The organism is Micromonospora sp. CCTCC AA 2012012, from assembly GCF_040499845.1.
Taxonomy (GTDB): Bacteria; Actinomycetota; Actinomycetes; order Mycobacteriales; family Micromonosporaceae; genus Micromonospora; species Micromonospora mangrovi.
Genome location: NZ_CP159342.1, coordinates 2,773,878 through 2,800,796, shown reverse-complemented (window position 1 = coordinate 2,800,796; position 26,919 = coordinate 2,773,878). Strand labels below are relative to the sequence as shown.

2 protein-coding genes and 9 pseudogenes are annotated in these 26,919 nt (G+C 76.9%); all 11 read left to right on the top strand.

Annotated features, from left to right (window positions below; translation table 11 throughout):
• Window positions 1-15 precede the first annotated feature (15 nt).
• Complete coding sequence (locus tag ABUL08_RS12110) at window positions 16-12,150, top strand: type I polyketide synthase (RefSeq protein WP_350937509.1); 12,135 nt, start codon at window positions 16-18, stop codon at window positions 12,148-12,150.
• Window positions 12,151-12,188: 38 nt separating this feature from the next.
• Window positions 12,189-16,829, top strand: a pseudogene (locus ABUL08_RS30695) (type I polyketide synthase); the annotation flags it as partial.
• Window positions 16,827-21,377, top strand: a pseudogene (locus tag ABUL08_RS30690) (type I polyketide synthase); the annotation flags it as partial. The pseudogenes ABUL08_RS30695 and ABUL08_RS30690, both read left to right, overlap by 3 nt.
• 75 nt (window positions 21,378-21,452) lie before the next feature.
• A pseudogene (locus tag ABUL08_RS30685) lies at window positions 21,453-22,187 on the top strand (beta-ketoacyl synthase N-terminal-like domain-containing protein); the annotation flags it as partial.
• Window positions 22,164-22,562 (top strand): annotated as a pseudogene (locus ABUL08_RS30680) (beta-ketoacyl [acyl carrier protein] synthase domain-containing protein); the annotation flags it as partial. The pseudogenes ABUL08_RS30685 and ABUL08_RS30680, both read left to right, overlap by 24 nt.
• Window positions 22,554-22,958 (top strand): annotated as a pseudogene (locus ABUL08_RS30675) (ketoacyl-synthetase C-terminal extension domain-containing protein); the annotation flags it as partial. The pseudogenes ABUL08_RS30680 and ABUL08_RS30675, both read left to right, overlap by 9 nt.
• Window positions 22,956-23,975, top strand: a pseudogene (locus ABUL08_RS30670) (acyltransferase domain-containing protein); the annotation flags it as partial. The pseudogenes ABUL08_RS30675 and ABUL08_RS30670, both read left to right, overlap by 3 nt.
• A pseudogene (locus tag ABUL08_RS30665) lies at window positions 23,961-24,428 on the top strand (polyketide synthase dehydratase domain-containing protein); the annotation flags it as partial. The pseudogenes ABUL08_RS30670 and ABUL08_RS30665, both read left to right, overlap by 15 nt.
• Window positions 24,429-24,938 (top strand): annotated as a pseudogene (locus ABUL08_RS30660) (polyketide synthase dehydratase domain-containing protein); the annotation flags it as partial.
• A 57-nt stretch (window positions 24,939-24,995) separates the two neighbouring features.
• Window positions 24,996-26,099: pseudogene (locus ABUL08_RS30655) on the top strand (beta-ketoacyl reductase); the annotation flags it as partial.
• A 24-nt stretch (window positions 26,100-26,123) separates the two neighbouring features.
• On the top strand, window positions 26,124-26,888 hold the full coding sequence (locus ABUL08_RS30650; RefSeq protein WP_458329397.1) for a phosphopantetheine-binding protein: 765 nt from the start codon (window positions 26,124-26,126) through the stop codon (window positions 26,886-26,888).
• Window positions 26,889-26,919 lie beyond the last annotated feature (31 nt).

Here is a 26,919-nt window from a genome sequence, read left to right as displayed (position 1 = left end):
GGGGAGAGGCAAGCGATGACCGTGGACGTGGCAGCAGGTTCCCACCCGGAACCGGTCGCGATCGTCGGGCTCTCGTGTCGGCTGCCCGGGGCGGCCGACCCGACGGCGTTCTGGCGACTGCTGTGCGACGGGACCGACGCCGTCACCGAGGTGCCCGCCGGCCGGGAGCCGGTCGGTGGCCGCCGGGGCGGCTTCCTCGACGACGTCGATCGCTTCGACGCCGGGTTCTTCGGCATCACCCCGCGGGCCGCCGCCGTCCTCGACCCGCAGCAGCGGCTCGTGCTGGAGCTGGCCTGGGAGGCGCTGGAGGACGCCCGGATCGTCCCCGACGACCTGCGGCACACCGCCACCGGCGTCTTCGTCGGCGCGATGCGCGACGACTACGCCGCCCTGCTGAACCGGGGCGGGGCCACTGCCGCCAACCACCACGCGATGCCGGGCGTGAGCCGGGGCGTCATCGCGAACCGGGTGTCGCACGTCCTCGACCTGCACGGCCCGAGCCTGGTGATCGACGCGGGTCAGGCGTCGTCCCTCGTCGCGGTCCACCACGCCGTGCACAGCCTGCGCCGAGGCGAGACCGGTCTCGCCCTGGCGGGCGGCGTCAACCTCAACCTGGCCCGGGAGACCGGCGTCGTCGCCGAGGAGTTCGGCGGGCTCTCCCCGGACGGCCGCTGCCACACCTTCGACGCCCGGGCCAACGGCTTCGTCCGGGGCGAGGGCGGCGCCCTGGTGGTGCTGAAGCTGCTGTCCGACGCGGTGGCGGCCGGTGACCGGGTGCACGCGGTGATCCTCGGCGGGGCGGTGAACCACGACGGCACCACCGAGGGCATCGCCGTCCCCAGCCGGCAGGCGCAGACGGACCTGCTCCGGCAGGCGTACGCGTCGGCCGCCCTGCCCCCGGACGCCGTCCAGTACGTCGAACTGCACGGCACCGGCACCCCGGTGGGCGACCCGATCGAGGCCGCCGCGCTCGGCGCCGCGCTCGGGGCGGCCCGGGAACCGTCCCGCCCGCTGCTGGTCGGTTCGGTCAAGACGAACGTCGGCCACCTGGAGGGCGCGGCCGGGATCACCGGCCTGCTCAAGGCGGTGCTGTCGCTGACCCACCGGCACCTCCCGGCGACCCTGCACCACGAACGACCCCACCCCGACATCCCGCTGGCCGAGCTGGGCCTGCGGGTGGTGTGCGAACCGACCGGGTGGCCGACCACCGACGGGCCCCGGGTCGCGGGGGTGAGCGCGTTCGGCATGGGCGGCACCAACTGCCACCTCGTCCTCGCCGAGGCACCCACCACCGACGTTGGCCCGCCCGCCCCGGCACCAACGCCGGCGGTGCTGCCGTGGCTGGTGTCCGGCCGTACCGCCGCCGCCCTGCGCGGTCAGGCGTCCGCGCTGCGTCCCCTGGCCGACACGGCCGATCCCCTCGACGTGGCGTGGTCGCTGGCGTCGACCCGGGCCCGGTTCGCGGAGCGTGCCGTGGTGGTCGGCGACCACGCGGCGGGTCTGGCGGCTCTGGCGGCCGGTGAGCCGGCGGCGACCGTGGTGTCGGGTGTGGCTGGCCCGGTGGGTCGGACGGTGTTCGTCTTTCCCGGTCAGGGCGCGCAGTGGGTCGGCATGGGTGGTGCGCTGCTCGATTCCTCTCCGGTGTTCGCGGAGACGGTGGCGGAGGGCGCCACGGTGCTGTCCGACCTGGTCGACTGGTCGATCGTCGACGTGCTGCGCGGTACGCCCGACGCGGTGTCGCTGGACCGGGTGGATGTGGTGCAGCCGGCGTCGTTCGTGGTGATGGTCGGCCTCGCGGCGGTGTGGCGCTCCTACGGGGTGCGTCCGGCGGCGGTCGTGGGCCACTCGCAGGGTGAGGTCGCCGCCGCCTGCGTGGCCGGAGTCCTGTCGCTGTCCGACGCGCTGCGGATCGTGGTGGCGCGGTCCCGGGCGGTCGCGGAGTTGAGCGCCGGTAGTGGTGCGATGGCGTCGCTGCGGATGCCGGTGGAGCAGGCGGAGGCCCTGCTGGCGGGCCTGGCGGCTCGCGCGGAGTCGGCGGAGTCGGCGGGTCGCGCGAGCGGCGCGGGGGAGCCGGACCGGGCCGGTCGGGTCGGCATCGCGGCGGTGAACAGCCCCTCGCAGGTGGTGATCTCCGGTGAGGTCGCGGCCGTGGAGGACGTGCTGGCCGAGTGTGAGCGGACCGGGGTCCGAGCCCGCCGGATCGCGGTGGACTACGCGTCGCACTCACCGGCGATGGACGCCCTGGCCGACCGTCTCGCCGCCGAACTCGCCGACGTGACCGCCCGCCCGGCGCAGGTGCCGTGGCTGTCCACCGTGACCGGCGAGTACGTCGAGGCGCTGGAGACCGGTTACTGGTTCCGGAACCTGCGGGAGCCCGTCCGGTTCGCCGACGCGATCGCCCGGCTCGCCCGCGAGGGCCACGGCGTGTTCGTGGAGGTCTCCTCGCACCCCGTACTCGTCGCGGCCGTCGAGGAGACCGCCGAACTGGTCGGCGGTGAGCCCGTCGTGGTGACCGGGACGCTGCGCCGCGACGACGGCGGCCCGGACCGCCTGGTCGCCGGTCTCGCGGAGGCGTGGGTCCGCGGTGTCGACGTCGACTGGAGCGCCGCCTTCCCCGACGACCCCCGCCCGGGCGTCGTCGACCTGCCCACCTACGCCTTCCAGCGGCAGCGCCACTGGCTCGACACCGTCGCCGCGGAACCCACCGGCGAGGAGACGGACGCCGACGGTCTCCGCGCCCGGCTGTCCGCCGCCGCCCCGGCCGACCGGCGCCGGAGCCTGCTCGACCTGGTCCGGGCCCACGCGGCGGCGATCCTCGGCCACGACGACGCCACCGCCGTACCGGCCCGCACCGCGCTGCGGGAACTCGGCGTCGACTCGCAGTCCGCGCTGCGGCTGCGGCACCGGCTCGGCGCGGCGCTCGGCGTCACCCTGCCGACCACCGTCCTCTTCGACCACCCCACCGCCGACCGGCTCGCCGACCACTTGGCCGCCCTGCTCGACGCCGCCCCGGTGACCGTTGCGCGGGCCCCGCACGACGGCGCCCCGGTCCGACCCGCGCCCGCCCACCGGGACGGGAACGCCGACGAGCCGATCGCGATCGTCGGGATGGGCTGCCGGCTTCCCGGCGGGGTGCACTCACCCGAGCAGCTCTGGGACCTGCTCGACGCCGGCACCGACGCCGTCTCGCCGTTCCCCACCGACCGGGGCTGGGACCTGCGGCGGCTGCGGCACGACCCGGACCGCCCCGGCGGCTCGACCGTCGCCCTGGGCGGTTTCCTGCACGACGCCGCCGACTTCGACCCGGAGTTCTTCGGGATCAGCCCGCGCGAGGCACTCGCCATGGACCCGCAGCAGCGGCTGCTGCTGGAGACCTCCTGGGAGGCCCTGGAACGGGCCGGCATCGACCCGTCCCGGCTCGCCGGCAGCCGTACCGGGGTCTTCGTCGGCGCGATGGCGCAGGAGTACGGCCCGCGCATGCACGAGGCGTCCGACGGGCTGGAGGGCTACCTGCTCACCGGCACCACCGGCAGCACCATGTCCGGCCGGATCGCGTACGTGCTGGGGCTGGAGGGGCCGGCGCTGACCGTCGACACCGCCTGCTCCGCCGCGCTCGTCGCGATCCACCTGGCGGTCCGCTCCCTGCGGTCGGGGGAGTGCGGGCTCGCCCTGGCCGGCGCGGCGACCGTGATGGCCCGCCCCGGCATCTTCGTCGAGTTCAGCCGGCAGCGCGGCCTCGCCCCGGACGGGCGGGTCAAGGCCTTCTCCGACCACGCCGACGGCACCGGCTGGGGCGAGGGCGTCGGCACCCTCGTGCTGGAACGCCTGAGTGACGCCCGCCGCAACGGCCACCCGGTCCTCGCCGTCCTCGCCGGCACCGCCGTCAACTCCGACGGCGCGAGCAACGGCCTGACCGCCCCCAACGGACTGTCCCAGCAGCGGGTGATCCGGCAGGCGCTGGCCGACGCCGGGCTGCGCCCCGCCGACGTGGACGCGGTCGAGGCGCACGGCACCGGCACCGTCCTCGGCGACCCGATCGAGGCGGGTGCGCTGATCGAGACGTACGGCCGCGACCGAGAACCCGACGCGCCGCTCTGGCTCGGCTCCCTCAAGACCAACATCGGTCACACCCAGGCCGCCGCCGGCCTGGCCGGCGTCATCAAGATGGTCGAATCGCTGCGCCGTGGCGTCCTGCCGCGCAGCCTGCACGCCGACCCGCCGTCGTCCCACGTGGACTGGTCGGCCGGCACCGTCCGGCTGCTCACCGAGGCCCGCCCCTGGCCCGCCGGAGCGCGACCCCGCCGGGCCGGGGTCTCCGCGTTCGGGGTCAGCGGCACCAACGCCCACGTCATCCTCGCCGAGGCCACCGGCGACGGGACCGCCCCGCCGCCCGCCGACCGCCCGGCCGACGCGACGACCGCCGAGCCGGAGGTCGACGCGACGAGCGCCGACGACCGGCCGCTGCCGTACCTGCTCTCCGCGCGGACCCCGCAGGCGCTGGCCGAGCAGGCCCGGCTGCTGCGCGCCCGGCTGCGCGACGCGCACGTCCGGCCGGTCGACCTGGCGTACACCCTCGGGGTGGGCCGGGCCCGCTTCGACCGGCGGGCCGCGTTCCTCGCCGCCGGGCGGGACGAGCTGGACCGCGCCCTGGCCGTGCTGGCCGACGGCGGCGAGGCGCCGGGGCTGGCGTACGGGCGGCCGGCCGGGGACGACCGGGTCGTCCTCGTCTTCCCCGGCCAGGGCGGACAGTGGCCCGGCATGGCCACCGACCTGCTCGACACCGAACCCGTCTTCGCCGACCGGATCGCCGACTGCGAACGGGCGCTGGCCGAGTTCGTCGACTGGTCGCTGACCGACGTGCTGCGCGGTGCGCCCGGCGCGCCGACGCTGGAGCGGGTCGACGTGGTGCAGCCCGTGCTCTTCGCCGTCATGGTCTCCCTCGCGGCGCTCTGGCAGGCCCACGGCGTCCGGCCCGCCGCCGTGGTCGGGCACTCGCAGGGCGAGATCGCCGCCGCCTGCGTGGCCGGCGCGCTCAGCCTGCGCGACGCCGCCCGGGTGGTGGCGCTGCGCAGCCGCGCGCTGCGCGGCACGCTCGCCGGGCACGGCACGATGGCCTCCGTCCTCGCCCCCGTCGACACGGTCCGCGCCCTGATCGCCCGCTGGGACGGCCGGATCTCGGTGGCGGCCACCAACGGACCGCGCTCCGTGGTCGTCTCCGGCGACACCGACGCGGTGGCCGGGCTGCTCGCCGAGTGCGCCGCCGCCGACCTGCACGCCCGCGCCGTACCGGTCGACTACGCCTCCCACTCGGCGCAGGTCGAGACGCTCCGCGCCGAGCTGGCCGACCTGCTCGCCCCGGTCCGGCCCCGCCCGGCCGAGGTGCCCTTCTGGTCCACCGTCACCGCGGGCCCGCTCGACGGCACCGCGCTCGACGCCGACTACTGGTACCGCAACCTGCGCGGCACCGTCCGCTTCGACGAGACCACCACGCTGCTCGCCGGGGCCGGACACCGGATCTTCGTCGAGGTCAGCCCGCACCCCACGCTCACCAGCGCGGTGGCCGAGACGTTGGAGCACGCCGACGCCCCCGACGGCGTCGCCGTCGGCTCGCTGCGCCGCGGCGACCCCGGCCCCGGCTGCTTCCGGGCGTCCCTGGCCCAGGTGTACGCGCACGGCGTCGAACCCGACTGGGCCGACGCCCTCGCCGCCCACCACCCCCGCCGGGTCGACCTACCCACCTACCCGTTCCAACGGCAGCGCTACTGGTGGACCCCGCCCGCCCCGACCGCCACCACCCCGACCACCGCCACCCCCGACTGGCGCTACGAGGTGGCCTGGCAGCCCGTCGCCGACGTCACCGGTCCGCTGCTGGCCGGCGAGTGGCTGGTGCTGGCCGGCGCGCACACCGCCACCACCCCCCGGTACGCCGACGTCGTCACCGCCCTGCGCGAGCACGGTGCCGACGTGCTGCCGGTGACCCTGCCCGACGACGCGTCCCGCCCCGCCGCGCTCGCCCCGGCGCTGGCCGGACACACCCCCGCCGGGGTGCTCTCACTGCTCGCCCTGGACGGGCCGGACGACCCGGTGACGGCGGTCGCCGACCTCGCCGCCCAGCTGCGGGACCTGGCCGCCGCCGGGATCACCGCCCCGCTGTGGTGCGTCACCCGACACGCGGTCCGCACCGCCGCCGGTGAACCCGCCCCCGAGCTGGCACCCGCCGCGCTCTGGGCGGCGGGCCGGGCGGCGGCGGTGGAACAGCCGCGCGGCTGGGGCGGCCTGGTCGACCTGCCCGACGGCTGGGACCGGCGCACCGGGCAGCGGCTCGTCGCCGTGCTCACCGGCACCGGCGGGGAGGACCAGGTCGCCGTCCGGCCCTCCGGCGCGTACGCCCGCCGGCTGCGCCGGGCCACCCCCGCCGCGGCCGTGCGGAGCTGGCGGGCGCACGGCACCGTGCTGGTCACCGGCGGCACCGGCGCCCTCGGCGTACGGCTGGCCCGCTGGCTGGCCGGTCGCGGCGCGGAACGGATCGTGCTGCTCAGCCGCCGTGGTGCCGAGGCCCCCGAGGTGGCGCCGCTCGCGGCCGACCTCGCTGACCTCGGCGTCGTCCTCGACGTCACCGCCACCGACGTGACCGACCGGGCGGCGCTGCGGGACGTCCTCGCCGGCCTCGACCGGCCGCCGACCGCGGTGTTCCACGCGGCCGGCGTCTGCGAGCTGGACCCGGTGACCCGCACCGACGCCGACCAGCTCCGCCGGGTGCTGGCCGCGAAGGTCGACGGGGCCCGCCACCTCGACGAGCTGCTCGCCGACACGCCGCTGGACGCGTTCGTGCTCTTCTCCTCGATCTCGGCGACCTGGGGCGTCGCCGAGCACGCCGCGTACGGCGCGGCCAACGCCTGCCTGGACGCCCTCGCCGAACGCCGCCGCGACCGGGGACTCGCGGCCACCTCGATCGCCTGGGGACCGTGGGGCGGCGGCGGGATGATCGATCCCGGTCGCTGGGCGGAACTCGCCGCCACCGGCCTGCCCGTCCTCGACGCCGACCGGGCCCTCGACGCGCTCCAGGTGCTGCTCGACCACGACGAGACCACCCCGGTCGTCGCCGACGTCGACTGGGACCGGTTCGTCCCGGTCTATTCCTCGTCCCGCCCCAGCCCGCTGCTGGCCGACCTGGCCGCCGCCCCGGCGGGCACCGACCCCGGCACGCCCGTCGGCGCGCTCGGCGCCCGGCTCGCCGCGCTGCCCGAGGCCGACCAGCGGGACCTGCTGCTCGACCTGGTACGCCGGCACACCGCCACGGTGCTCGGGCACGCCGACCCCGGCGCGGTCGCCGCCGACCGGGCCTTCAAGGACCTCGGGTTCGGCTCGCTCACCGCCGTCGAGCTGCGCAACCGGCTGGCCGCCGCCACCGACCTGCGGCTGCCCACCACGCTCGTCTTCGACCACCCCACCCCCGACCGGCTCGCCCGGCACCTCTGGCAGGAGGCGCACGGCCGGCTGCCGCAGGCCGAGCCGACCCGGACGGTGGCCGCCGACGCCGACGAGCCGCTCGCCATCGTCGGCATGGCCTGCCGGCTCCCCGGCGACGTCGCCCGCCCCGACGACCTGTGGCGGCTGCTGCGCGACGGCGCCGACGCCGTCGGCGGGCTGCCCACCGACCGGGGCTGGGACACCGACGCCCTCTTCGACCCCGACCCGGACCGGCCCGGCACCAGCTACACCCGGGCCGGCGGTTTCCTGGCCCGGGCCGCCGAGTTCGACCACGACTTCTTCGGCATCTCCGCCCGCGAGGCGCTCGCCATGGACCCGCAGCAGCGGCTGCTGCTGGAAGCCTCCTGGGAGGCACTGGAGGACGCCGGGCTCGTCCCGGCCGACCTCGCCGGCAGCGACACCGGTGTCTTCGCCGGGGTCCTCGCCGCCGACTACGGGCAGCCGCACGGCATGCCGGGCGAGCTGGAGGGCTACCGGGTGACCGGCGCCGCCCCGAGCGTCGCCTCCGGGCGGCTCGCGTACACCTTCGGCTTCACCGGGCCGGCGCTCACCGTCGACACCGCCTGCTCGTCGTCGCTGGTGGCGCTCCACCTCGCCGGGCGGGCGCTGCGCGCCGGGGAGTGCGACCGGGCGCTCGTCGCCGGCGCCGCCGTGATGTCCACCCCCGACCCGATGATCAGTTTCAGTCGCCAGCGCGCCCTCTCCCCGGACGGCCGCTGCCGCTCCTTCGCCGACGACGCCGACGGGTTCGGCATGGCCGAGGGCGTCGCCGTCCTCGTCGTGGAACGGCTGAGTGACGCCCGCCGCAACGGCCACCGGGTCCTCGCCGTGGTCCGGGGCAGTGCGGTGAACCAGGACGGTGCGTCGAACGGGTTGACGGCGCCGAACGGGCCGTCGCAGCAGCGGGTGATCCGGCAGGCCCTGGCGAACGCGGGTCTGTCGGCGTCGGACGTGGACGTGGTGGAGGCGCACGGGACGGGTACGTCGTTGGGTGACCCGATCGAGGCGCAGGCGGTGATCGCCACGTACGGGCAGGACCGGCCCGCCGACCGGCCGCTCTGGTTGGGGTCGGTCAAGTCCAACATCGGCCACACCCAGACCGCCGCCGGACTGGTCGGGGTGCTGAAGATGGTCCTCGCCCTGCGGCACGGGATGCTGCCCCGCACCCTGCACGCGGAGCGACCCTCGTCCCGGATCGACTGGACCGCCGGCACCGTACGGCTGCTGACGGAGGAACGGCAGTGGCCGCGTACCGGGCAGCGGCCGCGCCGCGCCGGGGTCTCCGCCTTCGGGATCAGCGGCACGAACGCCCACGTGATCGTCGAGGAGCCGCCGGCCGAGCCGGCCCGCCCGCAACCGGCTCCGGCGGTCGGCCCGACGGTGCCGTGGCTGCTCTCCGCCCGTTCGGCCGCCGCGCTGACCGACCAGGCGTCCGCGCTGCGTCCCCTGGCCGACACGGCCGACCCCCTTGAGGTGGCGTGGTCGCTGGCGTCGACCCGGTCGCGGCTCGCGGAGCGTGCCGTGGTGGTCGGTGACCACGCGGCGGGTCTGGCGGCCCTGGCCGCCGGTGAGCCGGCGGCGACTGTGGTGTCGGGTGTGGCTGGTCCGGTGGGTCGGACGGTGTTCGTCTTCCCCGGTCAGGGCGCGCAGTGGGTCGGCATGGGTGGCGGGCTGCTGGATGCGTCTCCGGTGTTCGCGGAGACGGTGGCGGAGTGCGCGGCGGTGCTGTCCGGCCTGGTCGACTGGTCGGTCGTCGACGTGCTGCGTGGCAGCCCGGACGCGGTGTCGCTGGACCGGGTCGATGTGGTGCAGCCGGCGTCGTTCGTGGTGATGGTCGGCCTGGCGGCGGTGTGGCGCTCCTACGGGGTGCGCCCGGCGGCGGTGGTGGGGCACTCTCAGGGTGAGGTCGCCGCCGCGTGCGTGGCCGGGGTGCTGTCGCTGTCCGACGCGTTGCGGATCGTGGTGGCGCGGTCCCGGGCGGTCGCGGAGTTGAGCGCGGGCAGTGGTGCGATGGCGTCGCTGCGGATGCCGGTGGAGCAGGCGGAGGCCCTGCTGGCGGACCTGGCGGCTCGCGCGGAGTCGGCGGATCGCGCGGACGACGCGGGCCGAGCCGGTCGGGTCGGTGTCGCGGCGGTGAACAGCCCGTCCCAGGTGGTGGTCTCGGGTGAGGTCGCGGCCGTGGAGGACGTGCTGGCCGAGTGTGAGCAGACCGGGGTCCGGGCCCGCCGGATCGCCGTGGACTACGCCTCCCACTCGCCGGCCATGGACGCCTTGGCTGATCGTCTCGCCGTGGAGTTGGCGGACGTGACGGCGCATCCGGCGCAGGTGCCGTGGCTGTCCACGGTGTCCGGTGAGTACGTCGAGGGGTTGGATGCCGGTTACTGGTTCCGGAACCTGCGGGAGCCGGTCCGGTTCGCCGACGCGGTCAGTCGGTTGGCGGGGGAGGGGCACGGGGTGTTCGTGGAGGTGTCCTCCCATCCGGTGCTGGCGGCGGCCGTGGAGGAGACGGTGGAGTCGGGCGAGCCGGCCGTGGTCACCGGGACGCTGCGCCGCGACGACGGGGACCTCGACCGGTTCCTGCTCAGTGCCGGCGCCCTCTGGACGCACGGCGTCGACGTGGACTGGACCGCCGCCTTCGGCGACCCCCGCCCGGCGCGGATCGACCTGCCCACCTACCCGTTCCGCCGGACGCGGCACTGGATCGAGGCACCGGCCGCCGCCACCGCCCGCCAGGAGGCCGCCCAGCTCGACGGCTGGCGCTACCGCCTCGACTGGGTGCCGGTGCCGACCACCGGCGAGAGCCGCCTCGACGGGACGTGGCTGCTGGTCACGCCGCGCGCCGACGTCCACCCGGACCTGGTGGACGCGGTCACCGCCGGCCTCACCGCGCACGGCGCCTCGGTGCGCCGGCGTACGGCGGCGCAGCTCACCGGGGTGCCGTCCGACGTCGTCGGTGTGCTCAACCTGACCGGCCTCGACGAGTCCCCGCACCCGACCCAGCCGGCCGTCAGCACCGGCCTCGTCGACACCGTCGCCGTGGTGAAGGCGCTGGGCACCCTGAGCGCGGACGCGCCCTTGTGGACGGTCACCCGCCAGGCGGTCGGTGTCGGCGCGGACGACCCCGTCGCGCACCCCGGCCAGGCCCAGCTCTGGGGTCTCGGGGTGGTGCTCGGCATCGACGAGCCGCACCGGCACGTCGGCCAGGTCGACCTGCCCGCCGTCGTCGACGACGACACCGTCGCCCGGCTCGCCGCCGCGCTGGCCGGCACCACCGGCGAGAACGAGGTGGCCGTCCGCCACGGCACCCTGCTCGGCCGGCGGCTCGTCCCGGCGCCCGCCGGCACCGTCGACCCCTGGCAGCCCCGGGGCACCGTCCTGGTCACCGGCGGCACCGGCGCGCTCGGCGCCCACGTGGCCCGCTGGGCCGCCGCCAACGGCGCCGCCCACCTGGTGCTCACCAGCCGCCGGGGCGCCGACGCGCCCGGTGCCAAGGAACTGCACCGGGAACTCGCCGAACTCGGCGCCCAGGTCACCATCGCCGCCTGCGACGTCGCCGACGCCGACGACCTCGCCGCCGTGCTCGCGGCGATCCCCGCCGACGAGCCGCTGACCGCCGTGGTGCACGCCGCCGGGATCACCCAACCGGAGATCCCCGTCGGCGACCTCACCCCCGACGTGCTCGCCCCGATCCTCCGGGTCAAGGTCGACGGCGCCCGCCACCTGGACGCCCTCACCGCCGACCTTCCGCTCGACGCGTTCGTCCTCTTCTCCTCCGGCGCCGGCACCTGGGGCGACAGCGGCAAGGGCGGGTACGCCGCCGCCAACGCCCACCTCGACGCGCTCGCCCACCAGCGGCGCAGCCGGGGCCGGACCGCCACCTCCGTCGCCTGGGGCGCCTGGGGCGGGGGCGGCATGGTGGAGGGCGAGGTCGCCGACCTGCTCACCCGTCGGGGCGTACGCCTGATGCGGCCGGAGTCGGCGGTGCGGGCACTCGCGGTCGCGGTCGGCGCCGGAGACGCCGCCGTCGCGGTGGCCTCCCTCGACCTGTCCCGTTTCCTGCCGCTCTACACGATGAGCCGCCCCCGACGGCTGGTCGACCAGCTCCGGGCGGACCCGGCGGCACCCGACGGCGCGGCGGCAGCCGAGCCGGCGACCGGGGAGAACCCGCTCGCGGCGCGGCTGGCCGGCCAGTCCGCCGAGGAGCAGGAGGCGGCGCTGACCGCCGTCATCCGGCGCGAGGTCGCCGCGGTGCTCAAGGCCGGTCGGCCCGAGGACGTCCCGCCCCGGCGGGCGTTCAAGGAACTCGGCTTCGACTCGCTCACCGCGCTGGAGTTCCGCAACCGGCTGGCCACCGCCACCGGGCTGCGGCTGCCCGCCACGCTGGTCTTCGACCACCCCACCCCGGCCACCCTGGCCCGGCACCTGCGCGGCGAACTCACCGGCGGCACCCGGACCCTGCTGGCCGAACTGGACCGGTTCGAGGCGGACCTGTCGGCCCTGCCGGAGGGCGACCCGACCCGCGTGGACGTGGTGGCCCGCCTGCGCGACCTGCTGCGGCGGGCCGAACCGACCACCGCCGTCGAGGAGCCGCACGACGACCTCAGCACGGCCACCGACGACGAGATCTTCGAACTGATCGACCGGGAGTTGGGCATCTGATGAGCGGCGGCGCGAACGAGGAACGGCTCCGGGAATACCTGAACCGGGTCACCGCGGACCTGCGGACCACCCGACGACGGGTCCGGGAGCTGGAGGAGCAGGCGCGCGAACCCATCGCGGTCGTCTCGATGAGCTGCCGCTACCCGGGCGGGGTCCGCACCCCCGAGGAGTACTGGGAGCGGATCGCCGCCGGCGCGGACCTCGTCGGTGACCTCCCCACCGACCGGGGCTGGGACGTCGACGGGCTCTACCACCCCGACCCCGACCACCCGGGCACCAGCTACACCCGGCACGGCGCGTTCCTCCGCGACGCCGCCGCCTTCGACGCCGACTTCTTCGGCATCTCACCCCGCGAGGCCCTGGCCATGGACCCGCAGCAGCGGCTGCTGCTGGAGACCGCGTGGGAGGCGTTCGAACGCGCCGGCATCGACGTCGAGACGCTGCGCGGGTCGCGCTCCGGCGTCTTCGTCGGCGCCAGCAACCAGGGGTACGCCTCGGCGGTCGGCACCGCCCCCGACGGCGTCGAGGGACACCTGCTCACCGGCGGCTCCGGCGCCGTGCTCTCCGGGCGCATCGCGTACACCCTCGGCCTGGAGGGGCCCGCGGTCACCGTCGACACGATGTGCTCCTCGGCGCTGGTAGCGGTGCACCTGGCCGTGCAGGCGCTGCGCGCCGACGAGTGCTCCCTCGCGCTGGCCGCCGGCGCCACCGTGATGGCCACCCCGCGCAATTTCGTCGAGTTCAGCCGGCAGGGCGGCCTGGCGGTCGACGGCCGGTGCAAGCCGTTCTCCGACGACGCGGACGGCACCGGCTGGGGCGAGGGCGTCAACGTCCTGCTGCTGGAACGCCTCAGCGACGCCCGGCGCAACGGCCACCAGGTGCTCGCGCTGATCCGCGGCAGCGCCGTGAACCAGGACGGCGCGTCGAACGGCCTGACCGCCCCGAACGGCCCCGCCCAGCAGCGCGTCATCCGGGCCGCCCTGGCCGGTGCCGGGCTCACCACCGCCGACGTCGACGCCGTCGAGGCGCACGGCACCGGCACCGCCCTCGGCGACCCGATCGAGGCGCAGGCGCTGCTGGCCACGTACGGGCAGGGCCGGGGCGACGGCGAGCCGCTGTGGCTCGGGTCGGTGAAGTCCAACATCGGCCACACCCAGGCCGCCGCCGGCATCGCCGGCATCATGAAGATGATCCTCGCCATGCGGCACGGGGTGCTGCCCCGGTCGCTGCACGCCGAACGACCGTCCACACTGGTCGACTGGTCGGCCGGCGCGGTGGAACTGCTCGCCGCGACCCGCGACTGGCCGTCCGTGGACCGGCCCCGCCGGGCGGGCGTGTCGGCCTTCGGTGCCAGCGGCACCAACGCCCACGTCATCGTGGAGCAGGCCCCGGAACCGGTCGCCGACGACCCGGCCCCCGCCGCCACCCCGGCCGTGGCCGAGGTGGTGCTGCCGGTGCTGCCGTGGGTGCTGTCGGCGAAGTCGCCGGCCGCGCTGGCCGCCCAGGCCGCCCGGTTGGCGTCGGGGGTGCCGGGGTCGGCCGTGGACGTGGCGTTGTCGCTGGCCACCACCCGGTCCGGACTGGACCGTCGGGCCGTGGTGCTGGGCGCCCACCCCGACGAGCTGCGGTCGGGCCTGGCCTCGCTGGTGGAGGGCGTGCCGAGCGCGGGAGTGGCCACCGGGATCGCCCGGGACGGCCTGACCGGGTTCGTCTTCTCCGGTCAGGGCGGCCAGCGGCTCGGCATGGGCCGGGAGCTGGCGGCGGCGTTCCCGGTCTTCGACGCGGCCCTGGCCGAGGTGTGTGCCCAGTTCGACCCGCTGCTGGGCCGTCCGCTGCGCGAGGTGATCGACGGGGCGGGCGACGACCTGGACCGGCCGGGCTCGGCGGGGGAGCCGGACCGGTCGGATGCGGCCGAGGACCTGGCGCAGACGGGGTGGGCGCAGCCGGCGCTGTTCGCGGTGGAGGTGGCGCTGTTCCGGCTCCTGGAGTCGTGGGGCGTCACGCCCGACTACCTGATCGGTCACTCGGTCGGTGAGCTGGCCGCCGCGCACGTGGCGGGGGCCCTGGAGCTGCCGGACGCGTGCCGGCTCGTCGCGGCGCGGGCGTCGCTGATGCAGGCGTTGCCCGCCGGTGGGGCGATGTGGGCGGTCCGCGCGACCGTGGACGAGGTGACGCCGCTGCTGGTCGAGGGGGCGTCCATCGCGGCCGTCAACGCCCCCGGCCAGGTGGTGGTGTCGGGGACGCGGGAAGCCGTCGAGCAGGTCGCGGCCGGTCTGCCGGACCGGCAGGGCCGCTGGCTGACGGTGAGCCACGCGTTCCACTCGGCGTTGATGGAGCCGATGCTGACCGCGTTCACCGGGGTCGCCGCCACCGTGCCGATGCGGAAGCCGCAGGTCCCGATCGTCTCCACGCTGACCGGTGAGGTGGTCGAGGAGTTCACCGCCGGTTACTGGGCCGACCAGGTGCGGGGAACCGTCGCCTTCGGCGCGGCGGTCGAGAAGGCGTACGAGCTGGGTGTGACCCGGTTCGTGGAGCTGGGCCCGGACGCCGGCCTCGTCGCCGCCGTCGAGGAGACCCGCGACGGCGTGCTGGCCGTGCCGGTGCTGCACCGCCGGCAGGCCGAACCGACCACCGCCGTGACCGCCCTCGCCCGGCTCTGGGCCGACGGCTGCCCCGTCGACTGGGCGGCGTTCTTCGCCCCCACCGCCGCGCACGTCGTCGACCTGCCCACCTACCCGTTCCAGCGGGACCGGTTCTGGCTGGCGGAAGCCGACCGGACCGACCCGGTCGACGCCGAGTTCTGGGCCGCCGCCAACGACCCGGCGGTGCTCGCCGACACGCTCCACGTCGACGAGGACACCCCGCTGCACGCCGTCGTGCCGGCCCTGCGCGAGTGGCGTCACCGGCGCCGCGCCCGGGCCACCCTCGACTCGTGGCGTTACAGCCTCGACTGGACACCGGTCACCGACCCCGGCCCGCGCCGCCTCACCGGACGATGGCTGCTGGTGACCGCCGCCGCCCCGGACCACGACCGCACCGGAACCGTCGCCCACACCGACGAGGACGGCACCGGAACCGTCGCGCCCGCCGACCACGACCTCGGCGGAACCCTCGCCGACGCGCTCGCCGCCGCCGGCGCCGACGTCGCCCGGGTCACGCTCACCGACGACCTGGACCGGGCCGGCGTCGCCGACCTGCTCGCCGCGCATCCCGACGCGGTCGGCCTGCTCTCCCTGCTGGCCCTCGACGAGCGCCCGCACCCGCACCACCCCACACTCACCACCGGCCTCGCCGCCACCCTCCTGCTGGCCCAGGCCGTCACCGACCACGACCCGGCCGTCCCGCTCTGGGTCTGCACCCGCGGTGCCGTCGCCACCGGCGCCGACGACCGACCCACCCACCCGGGACAGAGCCCCACCTGGGGCGTCGGCCTCGGCATGAGCCTCGAACACCCCGACCGCTGGGGCGGGCTGATCGACCTGCCCCCGACCGTCGACGCGGACGCCGCCGGGCAGGTCGCCGCCGCGCTGGCCCGTACCGACGGCGAGGACCAGCTCGCCGTGCGGGCCGGCGACACCCTGGTCCGCCGGCTCCGGCGGCACCCGGCCTCCCGACGGGACGGCGGGGCTTGGCGTACGAGCGGGGCGGCGCTGATCACCGGGGGCACGGGGGGACTGGGCGCGCACACCGCGCGCTGGCTCGCCACGGCGGGCGTCGAGCACCTCGTGCTGACCAACCGGCGCGGCCTGGACGCCCCCGGCGCCCGGGACCTGGTCGCCGAGCTCAGCGCGCTCGGCCCCCGGGTCACCGTCGCCGCGTGCGACGTCACCGACCCCGACGCCCTCGCCCGGCTCGTCGCCGAGGTCGAGGCGGACGGCCCCGCGATCCGTACCGTCGTGCACAGCGCCGGGGACGGGCTGCTCGCCCCGCTCGCCGACACCGACCTGGCCGGGTTCGCGGCCGGCGTACACGTGAAGCTGGCCGGGACGGCGAACCTGGACCGGCTCTTCGACCGCGCCGACCTCGACGCCTTCGTCCTCTACTCGTCCGTCGCCGCCGTCTGGGGCGCCGCCGACCACGCCGCGTACGCGGCCGGCAACGCCTACCTCGACGCGGTCACCCGCAGCCGGCGGGCCCGCGGCCTCGCCGGCACCACCGTCGCCTGGGGCATCTGGGCCGGCGGCGGCATGGGCCGGGACGTCGACACCGCCGACCTCAAGTGGCGGGGCCTGCCGTTCATGGCCCCCGAGGTGGCGGTCGCCGGGCTGCGCGCGGCCCTCGCCGCCGACGAGGAGTTCCTCACCGTCGCCGACGTCGACTGGGAGCGCTTCGTCCCCGTCTTCACCGCCGCCCGCCCCCGCCCGCTGCTCGACGAGGTGCCGGAGGTCCGCGCCGTACTCGACCGGGAAGCGTCGGCCGCCGCCGCCGATCCGCTCGCCGACCGGCTCCGTACGCTCTCCGCGCCGGACCGGGACGCGGCCCTGCGGGACCTGGTCCGCCGGCAGGTCGCGGCAGTCCTCGGCCGACGGGACGCGGACGGCATCGACGACAGCCGGCCCTTCCGGGACCTCGGGTTCGACTCGCTGCTCGCCGTCGGCCTGCGCAACGCCCTCGGCGCGGCCACCGGCCTGAAACTCGCCACCACCCTCGTCTTCGACTATCCGAGCGTCGGACGGCTGGCCGAGCACCTGCACACCACCCTCTTCGGTGCGACGCAGCCCGCCGCCCCCACCCCCGCCGCGCCGGCCGGTGGCGACCCCGACGACCACGCCGTCGCGATCGTCGGCATGGGCTGCCGGTTCCCCGGCGACGTCGCCGACCCCGAGGAGCTGTGGCGGCTGCTGAGCGCCGGCCAGGACGCCGTCGGTGACTTCCCCGACGGGCGGGGCTGGCACCTCGACCAGCTCTACAGCCCCGACCCGGACGACGAGGGGAAGGTGACGGTCCGGACCGGCGGCTTCGTCCGCGACGCCGGCCACTTCGACCCCGCCTTCTTCGGCATCTCGCCCCGCGAGGCCCTCGCCATGGACCCGCAGCAGCGGCTGCTGCTGGAGACCAGCTGGGAGGCCATCGAACACGGCCGGATCGACCCGGCCCGGCTGCGCGGCAGCAGCTGCGGCGTCTTCGTCGGCGCCGCCCACAGCGGCTACGGCAGCGACCTGCGGCACCTGCCCGAGGGCACCGAGGGGCACCTGGTCACCGGCACCGTCACCAGCATCGCCTCCGGGCGGATCGCGTACACCCTCGGTCTGGAGGGGCCAGCCGTCACCCTCGACACCGGCTGCTCGTCGGCGCTCGTCGCGCTGCACCTCGCCGTGCGGGCGCTGCGCTCCGGCGAGTGCGCGTACGCGCTGGCCGGCGCCGCCTCGGTGGTCTCCTCACCGCTGGGCTTCCTCGGCTTCAGCCGGCAGCGCGGGCTGGCCGCCGACGGCCGGTGCAAGGCGTTCGCCGAGGACGCCGACGGGATGGGCTTCGCCGAGGGCGCCGGCATGCTGCTGTTGGAACGCCTCACTGACGCCCGCCGCAACGGTCACCGCGTCCTCGCCGTGATCCGGGGCAGCGCGGTGAACCAGGACGGTGCGTCCAACGGGCTGACCGCCCCCAACGGGCCCGCGCAGCAGCGGGTCATCCGGGCCGCTCTGGCCGACGCCGGGCTGGCGACGTCCGACGTGGACGCCGTGGAGGCGCACGGCACGGGCACCCCGCTGGGCGACCCGATCGAGGCGCAGGCGCTGCTGGCCACGTACGGGCAGGACCGGGACGCCGACCGACCGCTCTGGCTGGGGTCGGTGAAGTCCAACATCGGGCACACCCAGATCGCCGCCGGGGCGGCCGGACTGATGAAGATCGTCCTCGCGCTGCGACACGAGCTGCTGCCCCGGACCCTGCACGTCGATCGGCCGTCGTCCCGGATCGATTGGTCGGCCGGTGCGGTACGGCTCCTCGCCCAGGAGCACTCGTGGCCGGCGGTGGCCGGCCGGCCGCGCCGGGCGGGCGTCTCCTCGTTCGGGGTCAGCGGCACCAACGCGCACGTGATCGTGGAGGAGGCCCCGGCCGAGGAGCCGGCGCAGTCGGGTGCGGTGTCGGCGGGGCCGGTGCCGTGGGTGCTGTCCGGCCGGTCTCCGGCGGCGTTGCGCGGTCAGGCCACGAGGCTGGCCGCGCTGTCCGCCGACCGCGTGGACGTCGGCTGGTCGTTGGCGGTGTCCCGGTCGTCGTTCGAGCACCGGGCGGTGGTGCTCGACGGTGACGCTGCCGGCCTGGCCGCGGTCGCCGAGGGTGTACCGGCCGACGGTGTCATGTCGGGCGTGGTGTCCGGCTCCCCGGGCCGGGTGGTGCTGGTGTTCCCGGGTCAGGGGGCGCAGTGGGCCGGGATGGGTGTGGAGCTGGCGGAGGCGTCGCCGGTGTTCGCGGCGCGGTTGGTCGAGTGTGAGAGTGCCCTGTCGGGGTTCGTGGACTGGTCGTTGGCGGATGTGCTCCGCCAGGTGCCGGGTGCGCCGTCGTTGGAGCGGGTGGATGTGGTGCAGCCGGCGTCGTGGGCGGTGATGGTGTCCCTGGCCGCGCTCTGGGAGTCGTACGGGGTGCGGCCGGCGGCGGTGGTGGGGCACTCGCAGGGTGAGATCGCGGCGGCCTGCGTGGCCGGTGCGCTCACCCTCACCGACGGGGCGCGGGTGATCGCCCTGCGGTCCCGGCTGCTGGCCGACCTGGCCGGCAGTGGCGGCATGGCGGCGCTCGCACTGCCCCCGGCCGAGGCCGAGGAGCTGCTGACCGGCTTCGACGGCGTCTCCGTGGCGGCCGTGAACGGGCCCCGCTCCGTGGTGCTCTCCGGCGACCGGGCCGCCCTCGACCGGGTCGGCGCCGAGTGCGCGCGACGCGGGACCCGGTTCCGCCTCGTCCCGGTGGACTACGCGTCGCACTCCCCGGCCGTCGACGGGGTGCTCACCCGGCTGCGCCGGGAGGTGGCCGACGTACGGCCGCAGATCCCCCGGGTGCCGCTGCTCTCCACGGTCACCGGGGACTGGGTACGCGACGCCGTCCTCGACGCCGACTACTGGTGCGCCAACCTGCGCCGGCCGGTGCGGTTCGCCGACGCGGTGCGCACCCTCGCCGCCGAGGGCTTCGGCACCTACCTGGAGGCGTCGCCGCACCCGGTGCTGACGGCGGCCGTCGAGGAGACCCTGGACGGCCACGACGCCACCGTCGTCGGCTCGCTGCGCCGCGACGACGGCGGCACCCGACGGTTCCTGCTCTCCCTGGCCGAGGCGTGGGTACGCGGTACGGCGGTGGACTGGACGGTCGCCTTCCCGGCCGGCGCCCGCACCGTCGACCTGCCCACCTACCCGTTCCAACGCCAGCACTACTGGCTGACCGCACCCGCCGACACCGCCGACGCCCGCCCCGGCGACCCGGCCGACGCCGAGTTCTGGGCCGCCGTCGACCGGGACGACCCGGCCGCGCTCGCCGCCACCCTCGGCATCGACGCCGACGGCTCGGCGCTGCCGCAGCTCCTGCCGGTGCTCGCCGACTGGCGGCAGCGCCGCCGCCACGCGTCCACCGTGGACTCGTGGCGCTACGACGTCACCTGGCGACCCGTCACCCCGGGCACCGTGGCGCGCCTCGACGGCACCCGCTGGCTGCTGCTCCTGCCCACCGAACCCGGTCCGGACCAGTGGTCGACCCACCTGCGTCGGCAGCTCGAAGCGCGCGGCGCGCGGGTGCAGGAGCTGACCGTGGCCGGGGACCGGGCCACCCTCGCCGAGCGGCTGCGGGCCGAGGTCGACGGCTGTGCCGGCGTACTCTCCCTGCTGGCGCTCGACGGGCCGCCCCGGATCGACCCGGCGGTGGCCGTCGTCCAGGCCCTCGGCGACGCGGGCAGCACCGCGCCGCTGTGGTGCCTGACCCGGGGCGCGGTCACCGTCGGGCGCGCCGACGCCACCGTCGACCCCGACCAGGCCCAGCTCTGGGGCCTGGGCCGGATCGCCGCGATGGAGTACCCGCAGCGGATCGGCGGCCTGGTCGACCTGCCGGCCACCCCCGACGACCGCGCCGCGCAGCGGCTCGTCGCGGCCGTCACCGCCGCCGACGGCGAGGATCAGCTCGCGGTACGCCCCGCCGGGGTCTACGCCCGCCGCCTGGTCCGTCGGCCGGTCGTCGACACCCCGCCGGTGCGGGACTGGCAGCCGCACGGCACCGTGCTGGTCACCGGCGGCACCGGGGGCATCGGCGCGGAGATCGCCGCCTGGCTGGCCGAGGCCGGCGCCGAGCACCTGCTGCTCACCAGCCGACGCGGCGACCGGGCCCCCGGCGCGGCCGAGCTGACCGCCCGGCTGACCGCCCTCGGCGCGGCCGTCACCATCGCCGCCTGCGACGCCGCCGACCGGGACGCCCTCGCCGCCGTCCTCGCCGCGGTCCCGGCCGCGCACCCGCTCACCGCCGTGGTGCACGCCGCCGCCGTTCTCGACGACTGCCTGCTCGACGCGCTCACCCAGGAGCGCACCGCGACCGTGCTGCGCCCCAAGGTCGACGCGGCCCGGCACCTGCACGAGCTGACCCGCGACGTCGACCTCGACGCGTTCGTGCTCTTCTCCTCGCTGGCCGGCACCCTCGGCGGGCCCGGCCAGGCCAGCTACGCGGCGGCCAACGCCTGGCTGGACGCGCTCGCCGTCGCCCGCCGCGCCGAGGGGCTGCCCGCCACCTCGATCGCCTGGGGCGTGTGGGGCGACGTCGGGCTGGCCAGCGGCGCACTCGGGGAGCGGCTGCGCCGTACCGGGATGGGACAGCTGCCGCCCCGGGCGGCGCTGGACGCCCTGCGCCAGGTGGTCGACCAGGACCTCGGCTACCTGGCGATCGCCGACATCGACTGGACCCGGTACGCCGCCACCTGCACCGAGGGCCGCTCCGGCCGGGTGCTCGACGCGCTGCCCGAGGCGTCCGCCGCGCTCCGCCCGGCCGCCGACGAGCCGACCGGGTTCGCCGGCACCCTCGCCGACCTCACCGCCGCCGAGCGGGAACAGGCGCTGCTGACGCTGGTGCGTACCCAGGCGGCGGCGGTGCTCGGCCTGCCCGAACCCGACGCGGTGGACCCCGACCGGGCGCTGCGCGACCTCGGCTTCGACTCGCTCACCGGGGTGGACCTGCGCAACCGGCTGAACGCCGCCACCGGCCTGCGGCTGCCGGTCACCGTGGTCTTCGATCACGCCACCGCGAACCGGCTGGCCCGGCACCTGGCCGGCGAACTCTTCGGCGTCGCCGCCGAGGTCCCGGTCGACCCGCGACCGGCCCGCGCGGCCCACGACGACGACCCGGTGGTGATCGTCGCGATGAGCTGCCGCCTGCCCGGCGGGATCAGCACCCCCGAGCAGTACTGGGAGCTGCTGGCCACCGGCGGGGACGCTGTCTCCGGCTTCCCGACCGATCGCGGCTGGGACGTCGACGGGCTCTACGACCCCGACCCGGACCGGCCCGGCACCTTCTACACCCGGGGCGGCGGCTTCCTGCGCGACGTCGCCGACTTCGACCCGCCGTTCTTCGGCATCTCCCCGCGCGTCGCCCCGGCCATCGACCCGCAGCACCGGCTGCTGCTGGAGACCTCCTGGGAGGCGTTCGAACGGGCCGGCATCGACCCGGCGACCGTCAAGGGCACCCCGGTCGGCGTCTTCGTCGGCGCCAACTACAACGACTACGGCTCGCGGCTGAGCCACGCCCCCGGCGAGTACGAGGGGCAGCTCGCCACCGGCAGCGCGGCCAGCGTCGCGTCCGGGCGGGTGGCGTACACGTTCGGCCTGGAGGGGCCGGCCGTCACCGTCGACACCGCCTGCTCGTCCTCACTGGTCGCGCTCCACCTGGCCGTGCAGTCGCTGCGCGCCGGCGAGTGCGCGATGGCCCTCGCGGGCGGCGTCACCGTCATCTCCACCCCGGACACCTTCATCGAGTTCAGCCGACAGGGCGCGCTCTCGCCCGACGGCCGGTGCAAGGCGTTCTCCGCCGACGCCGACGGGGCGGGCTGGGCCGAGGGGGTGGGGCTGCTGCTGCTGGAACGCCTCAGCGACGCCCGCCACCACGGCCACCCCGTCCTCGGCGTGGTACGCGGCGCGGCCGTCAACCAGGACGGCGCGTCGAACGGGCTGACCGCCCCCAGCGGCCCCGCCCAGCAGCGGGTCATCCGGGCCGCCCTGACCGGCGCCGGGCTCACCGCCGCCGACGTGGACCTGGTCGAGGCGCACGGCACCGGCACCACCCTCGGCGACCCGATCGAGGCGGAGGCGCTGCTGGCCACGTACGGCCGGGACCGGCCCGCCGACCGGCCGCTCTGGCTCGGGTCGGTGAAGTCGAACATCGGTCACACCCAGGCCGCCTCCGGCGTCGCCGGGGTGATCAAGGCGGTGCTGGCGCTGCGGCACGGCGTCATGCCGCGCACCCTGCACGTCGGCGAACCGACCCGGCACGTCGACTGGTCCGCCGGCCAGGTACGACTGCTCACCGAGGACCGCCCCTGGCCGGCGGGGGACGCGCCGCGCCGGGCCGGGATCTCCTCCTTCGGCGTCAGCGGCACCAACGCCCACGTGATCGTCGAGCAGGCGCCACCGGAGGCCCCCGCCCCGGCCGCGCCCCGACCCGCCGACGGGGCGGGCTGGCTGCCGTGGACGCTCTCCGCCCGGACCGCCACCGCGCTGACCGCCCAGGCGCGTCACCTGCTCACCACCCTCGACGCGCGTCCCGACACCGACGCCGCCGACGTGGCCCGGACCCTCGCCGCCCGGGCCCGCCTCGGGCACCGCCTGGTCTGCTGGGGCACCGGCACCGACGCGCTGCGCCGGCAGCTCACCGACTGGCTCGCCGGCCGGCCGGTCGTCCCCGGCGCGGTCGGGGTCGCCGACGCCGGTCGTACCGCCTTCCTCTTCTCCGGGCAGGGGGCGCAGCGGCTCGGCGCCGGCCGCGAGCTGTACCGGACGTTCCCGGTCTATGCCGACGCGCTCGACGAGGTGTGCGCGCGGATGGACCTGGAACTGGACCGGCCGCTGCGCGCGGTGCTCTTCGCCGCCGACGGCACCCCGGACGCCGACCTGCTGGACCGGACCGACTACACCCAGCCGGCGCTCTTCGCCGTCGAGGTGGCGCTGTTCCGGCTCTTCGCGTCGTGGGGGATCACCCCCGACCACCTCCTCGGCCACTCCGTCGGCGGCCTCACCGCCGCCCACCTGGCCGGGGTGTTCGGGCTCGACGACGCCTGCCGGCTGGTCGCCGCCCGGGGCCGGCTGATGCAGCGGCTGCCGGCCGGCGGCGCGATGGTCGCCCTGGCCGCCACCGAGGACGAGGTCACGCCCCTGCTGACCGGCCGGGAGGACCGGATCGGCCTGGCCGCGGTGAACGGACCGACCGCCACCGTCGTCTCCGGTGACGTCGCCGAGGTGGAGCGGGTCGCGGCGCACTTCGCCGAACTCGGCCGCAAGACTAGGCGTTTGCGGGTCAGCCATGCGTTTCACTCGCCTCATATGGACGCCATGCTCGCCGGATACGCGGAGACGGTCCGGGCTGTCCCGATGTCACCGCCGGCCGTGCCGGTGGTGTCCGACGTGACCGGTGCGCCGGCCACCGCCGCGCAGCTCTGCGACCCCGACTACTGGGTGTCCCAGGTGCGCCAGCCGGTCCGCTTCGCCGACGGCGTCGCCGCCCTCACCCGCGCCGGCGTCACCCGCTTCCTGGAACTCGGCCCGGACGCCGTCCTCGCCGCGATGACCGTCGACTGCCGCGCCGACGACGCCCCCGGCGTCGTGGTGCCCGCCCTGCGCCGGGGCCGCGACGAGGTCGAAGGGGTGCTGACCGCGGCGGCCCAGGTGTACGCGCACGGCGGCGCCGCCGACTGGGCCGCGTCCGCCCCGCACGGCCACCTGGTCGACCTGCCCACCTACCCGTTCGAGCGGCGGCGCTACTGGCTGGACGCGCCGGCCGTCGAGCCGGACGTCCGGGCGGCCGGCCTGGACCGGCCCGACCACCCGCTGCTCGGCGCGGCCCTGCCGCTCGCCGGCGGGGACGGTCACCTGTTCACCGCGCTGCTGTCCCGGCAGCGGCACCCGTGGCTCGGCGACCACGTCATCGACGGCACCGTGGTGCTGCCCGGCACCGCCTTCCTCGAACTGGCCGTCCGCGCCGGTGACCAGGTCGGCTGCGCCCGGGTCGACGAGCTGACCCTCGCCGCGCCGCTGGTGCTGCCCGAGCGCGGCGCGGTCCGCGTGCAGGTCCGGCTGGACCCGCCCGACGCGGCCGGGAACCGGGCCCTGACCGTGCACTCCCGCCCGGCCGACGCCGCCGACGACGAGCCGTGGCAGCGGCACGCCGAGGGCCGGCTGACGGCCGGCGACGGCCCCGCCGAGGTCGCGCCCGCGCCCTGGCCGCCGGCCGACGCCACCCCGGTCGACCTGACCGACTTCTACGCCCGGCTCGCCGCGACCAGCGCCGACTACGGGCCGGCGTTCCAGGGGCTGCGCGCCGCCTGGCGACGCGGCGACGACGTCTTCGCCGAGGTGGCGCTCCCCGACGGCGTCGACGCCGCCGGCTACGGCCTGCACCCGGCGCTGCTGGACGCGGCCGTGCAGACCGTCGGACTGGGCGCGGCCGGTGAGCGGGGCCGGGGCGTGATGCCGTTCTCCTGGCGGGGCACCGTCCTGCACACCGTCGGGGCGACCCGGCTGCGGGTGCGGCTGACCGACGTCGCCGAGGACACCGTGGCGCTGCGGGTCTGGGACACCGCCGGCCAGCCGGTCGCCACCGTCGACTCGCTCGCCATCCGCCCCAGCGGCGGCGCGGGCGTCCGGCGGACGAGCCACGACGCGCTGTTCCGTACCGAGTGGGTGCCGGTGCCGTCCGCGCCGCTGCCCACCGGCCGCCGCTGGGCCCTGGTCACCACCACCGAACTGCGGCCGGAGCTGGCCAAGGCGCTGGCCGGGGCGGCGGCGCTGGAGTCGTACCCGAGCGTCGCGGCGCTGACCGAGGCGGTCGCCGCGGGCACGCCGGTGCCGGACCGCGTGGTGGTCGTCGCGGCCGGCGCGCCCGACGGTGACCTCGCCACGGCCGCCCGTACCGCCGCCCACCGGGCGCTGGAGCTGGTCCGGTCCTGGCTGGCCGACGAGCGGCTGGCCGCCTCCCGGCTGGTCGTCGTCACCCACGGCGCGGTGGCGGTCGACGCCGACACCGAGCTGACCGACCTGCCCGCCGCCACCCTGCACGGCCTGGTCCGGACCGCCACCAGCGAGCACCCCGGCCGGTTCGGGCTGGTCGACCTGGACGCGAGCGACGCCTCCGCCGCCGCGCTGCCCGCCGCAGTGGACGGCGACGAACCGCAGACGGTGATCCGCGACGGCGTGGTCCGCGCCGCCCGGCTGCTCCGGGCCCCGGCGCGACCCGACGCGGCACCGGCCTGGGACCCCGACGGCACCACCCTGGTCACCGGCGCCACCGGCACCCTCGGCCGGCTGGTCGCCCGGCACCTGGTCACCGCGCACGGCGTCCGCCGGCTGCTGCTGGTCAGCCGCCGGGGCCCCGCCGCCGACGGCGCGGACGAGCTGCGCGACGAACTCACCGCGCTGGGCGCGCAGGTCACCGTGGCGGCCTGCGACGTGGCCGACCGGGCAGCCGTGCGCCGGCTGGTCGACACGATCCCGGCCGGGCACCCGCTGACCGCCGTGGTGCACGCCGCCGGGGTGGTCGACGACGGGGTGGTCACCGCGCTGACCCCGGAGCGGATCGACCGGGTGCTCGCGCCCAAGGTGGACGCCGCACTGCACCTGCACGAGGCGACCGCCTCGGCGGAGCTGGGCGCGTTCGTGCTCTTCTCCTCGCTCGCCTCGACGTTCGGCGGGGCCGGGCAGGCCGGCTACGCCGCCGGCAACGCGTTCCTCGACGCGCTCGCCAGCCACCGGCGGGCCCGGGGACTGCCGGCCGTCTCGCTCTGCTGGGGACCGTGGGCGCAGGAGAGCGCGATGACCGGCAAGCTGACCGCCGCCGACCACGCCCGCTTCGCCCGGGGCGGCGTCGTGCCGCTCGCCTCCGCCGAAGGGCTCGACCTGTTCGACCTGGCCTGCGCCCGGGACGAGGCGGTGCTGGTGCCGGTCCGCCTCGACGTCGCCGCGCTCGCCGCCGCCGGTCCGGTGCCGCCGCTGCTGCGCGGCCTGGTCCGCCCGCCCGCCCGGCCCACCGCCACCGTCCCCACCACCGCGTCGACCGACCCGGCCGACCACTACGCCTCACTGCCCGCCGCCGAGCGGGAACGGGCGCTGCGGGAACTCGTCCGGGCCGAGGCGGCGCTGGTGCTGGCGTATCCGGGACCGGAACAGGTGAACACCGACCGGGGCTTCCTGGAGCTGGGCTTCGACTCGCTCAGCGCCGTCGAGCTGCGCAACCGGCTCGGCCGGCGGACCGGGCTGACCCTGCCGGCCACGCTGCTCTTCGACCACCCCACCCCGGCGGCGCTCGCCGCGCACCTCGCGGAGTCCTTCCCGTCCGACGCCGAACGCCTGCTCGACCCGATCCTCGCCGAGCTGGACCGGCTCGGCGCGCACCTGCCCGACGCCCCGGCCGACGACGACCCGCTGCGCGACCGGGTGGCGAACCGGCTGCGCGAGCTGCTGGCCCGGGTCGGCGGTGCGGGCGGGGCGGCGGCCGGGACCGCGCCGACCACCGTGGGGTTCGACGAGGCGACCGACGACGAGATCTTCCAGTTCCTCGACAACGAGCTGGGCAGCTGAGGACGGCGGATGGACAGCACCGCCCTGCCAG

Bases quoted from the DNA above. Each gene is read 5' to 3' on its own strand.
- ABUL08_RS12110 (WP_350937509.1), top strand. From the start codon at position 16: ATGACCGTGGACGTGGCAGCAGGTTCCCACCCGGAACCGGTCGCGATC.
- ABUL08_RS30650 (WP_458329397.1), top strand. From the start codon at position 26,124: ATGACCGGCAAGCTGACCGCCGCCGACCACGCCCGCTTCGCCCGGGGC.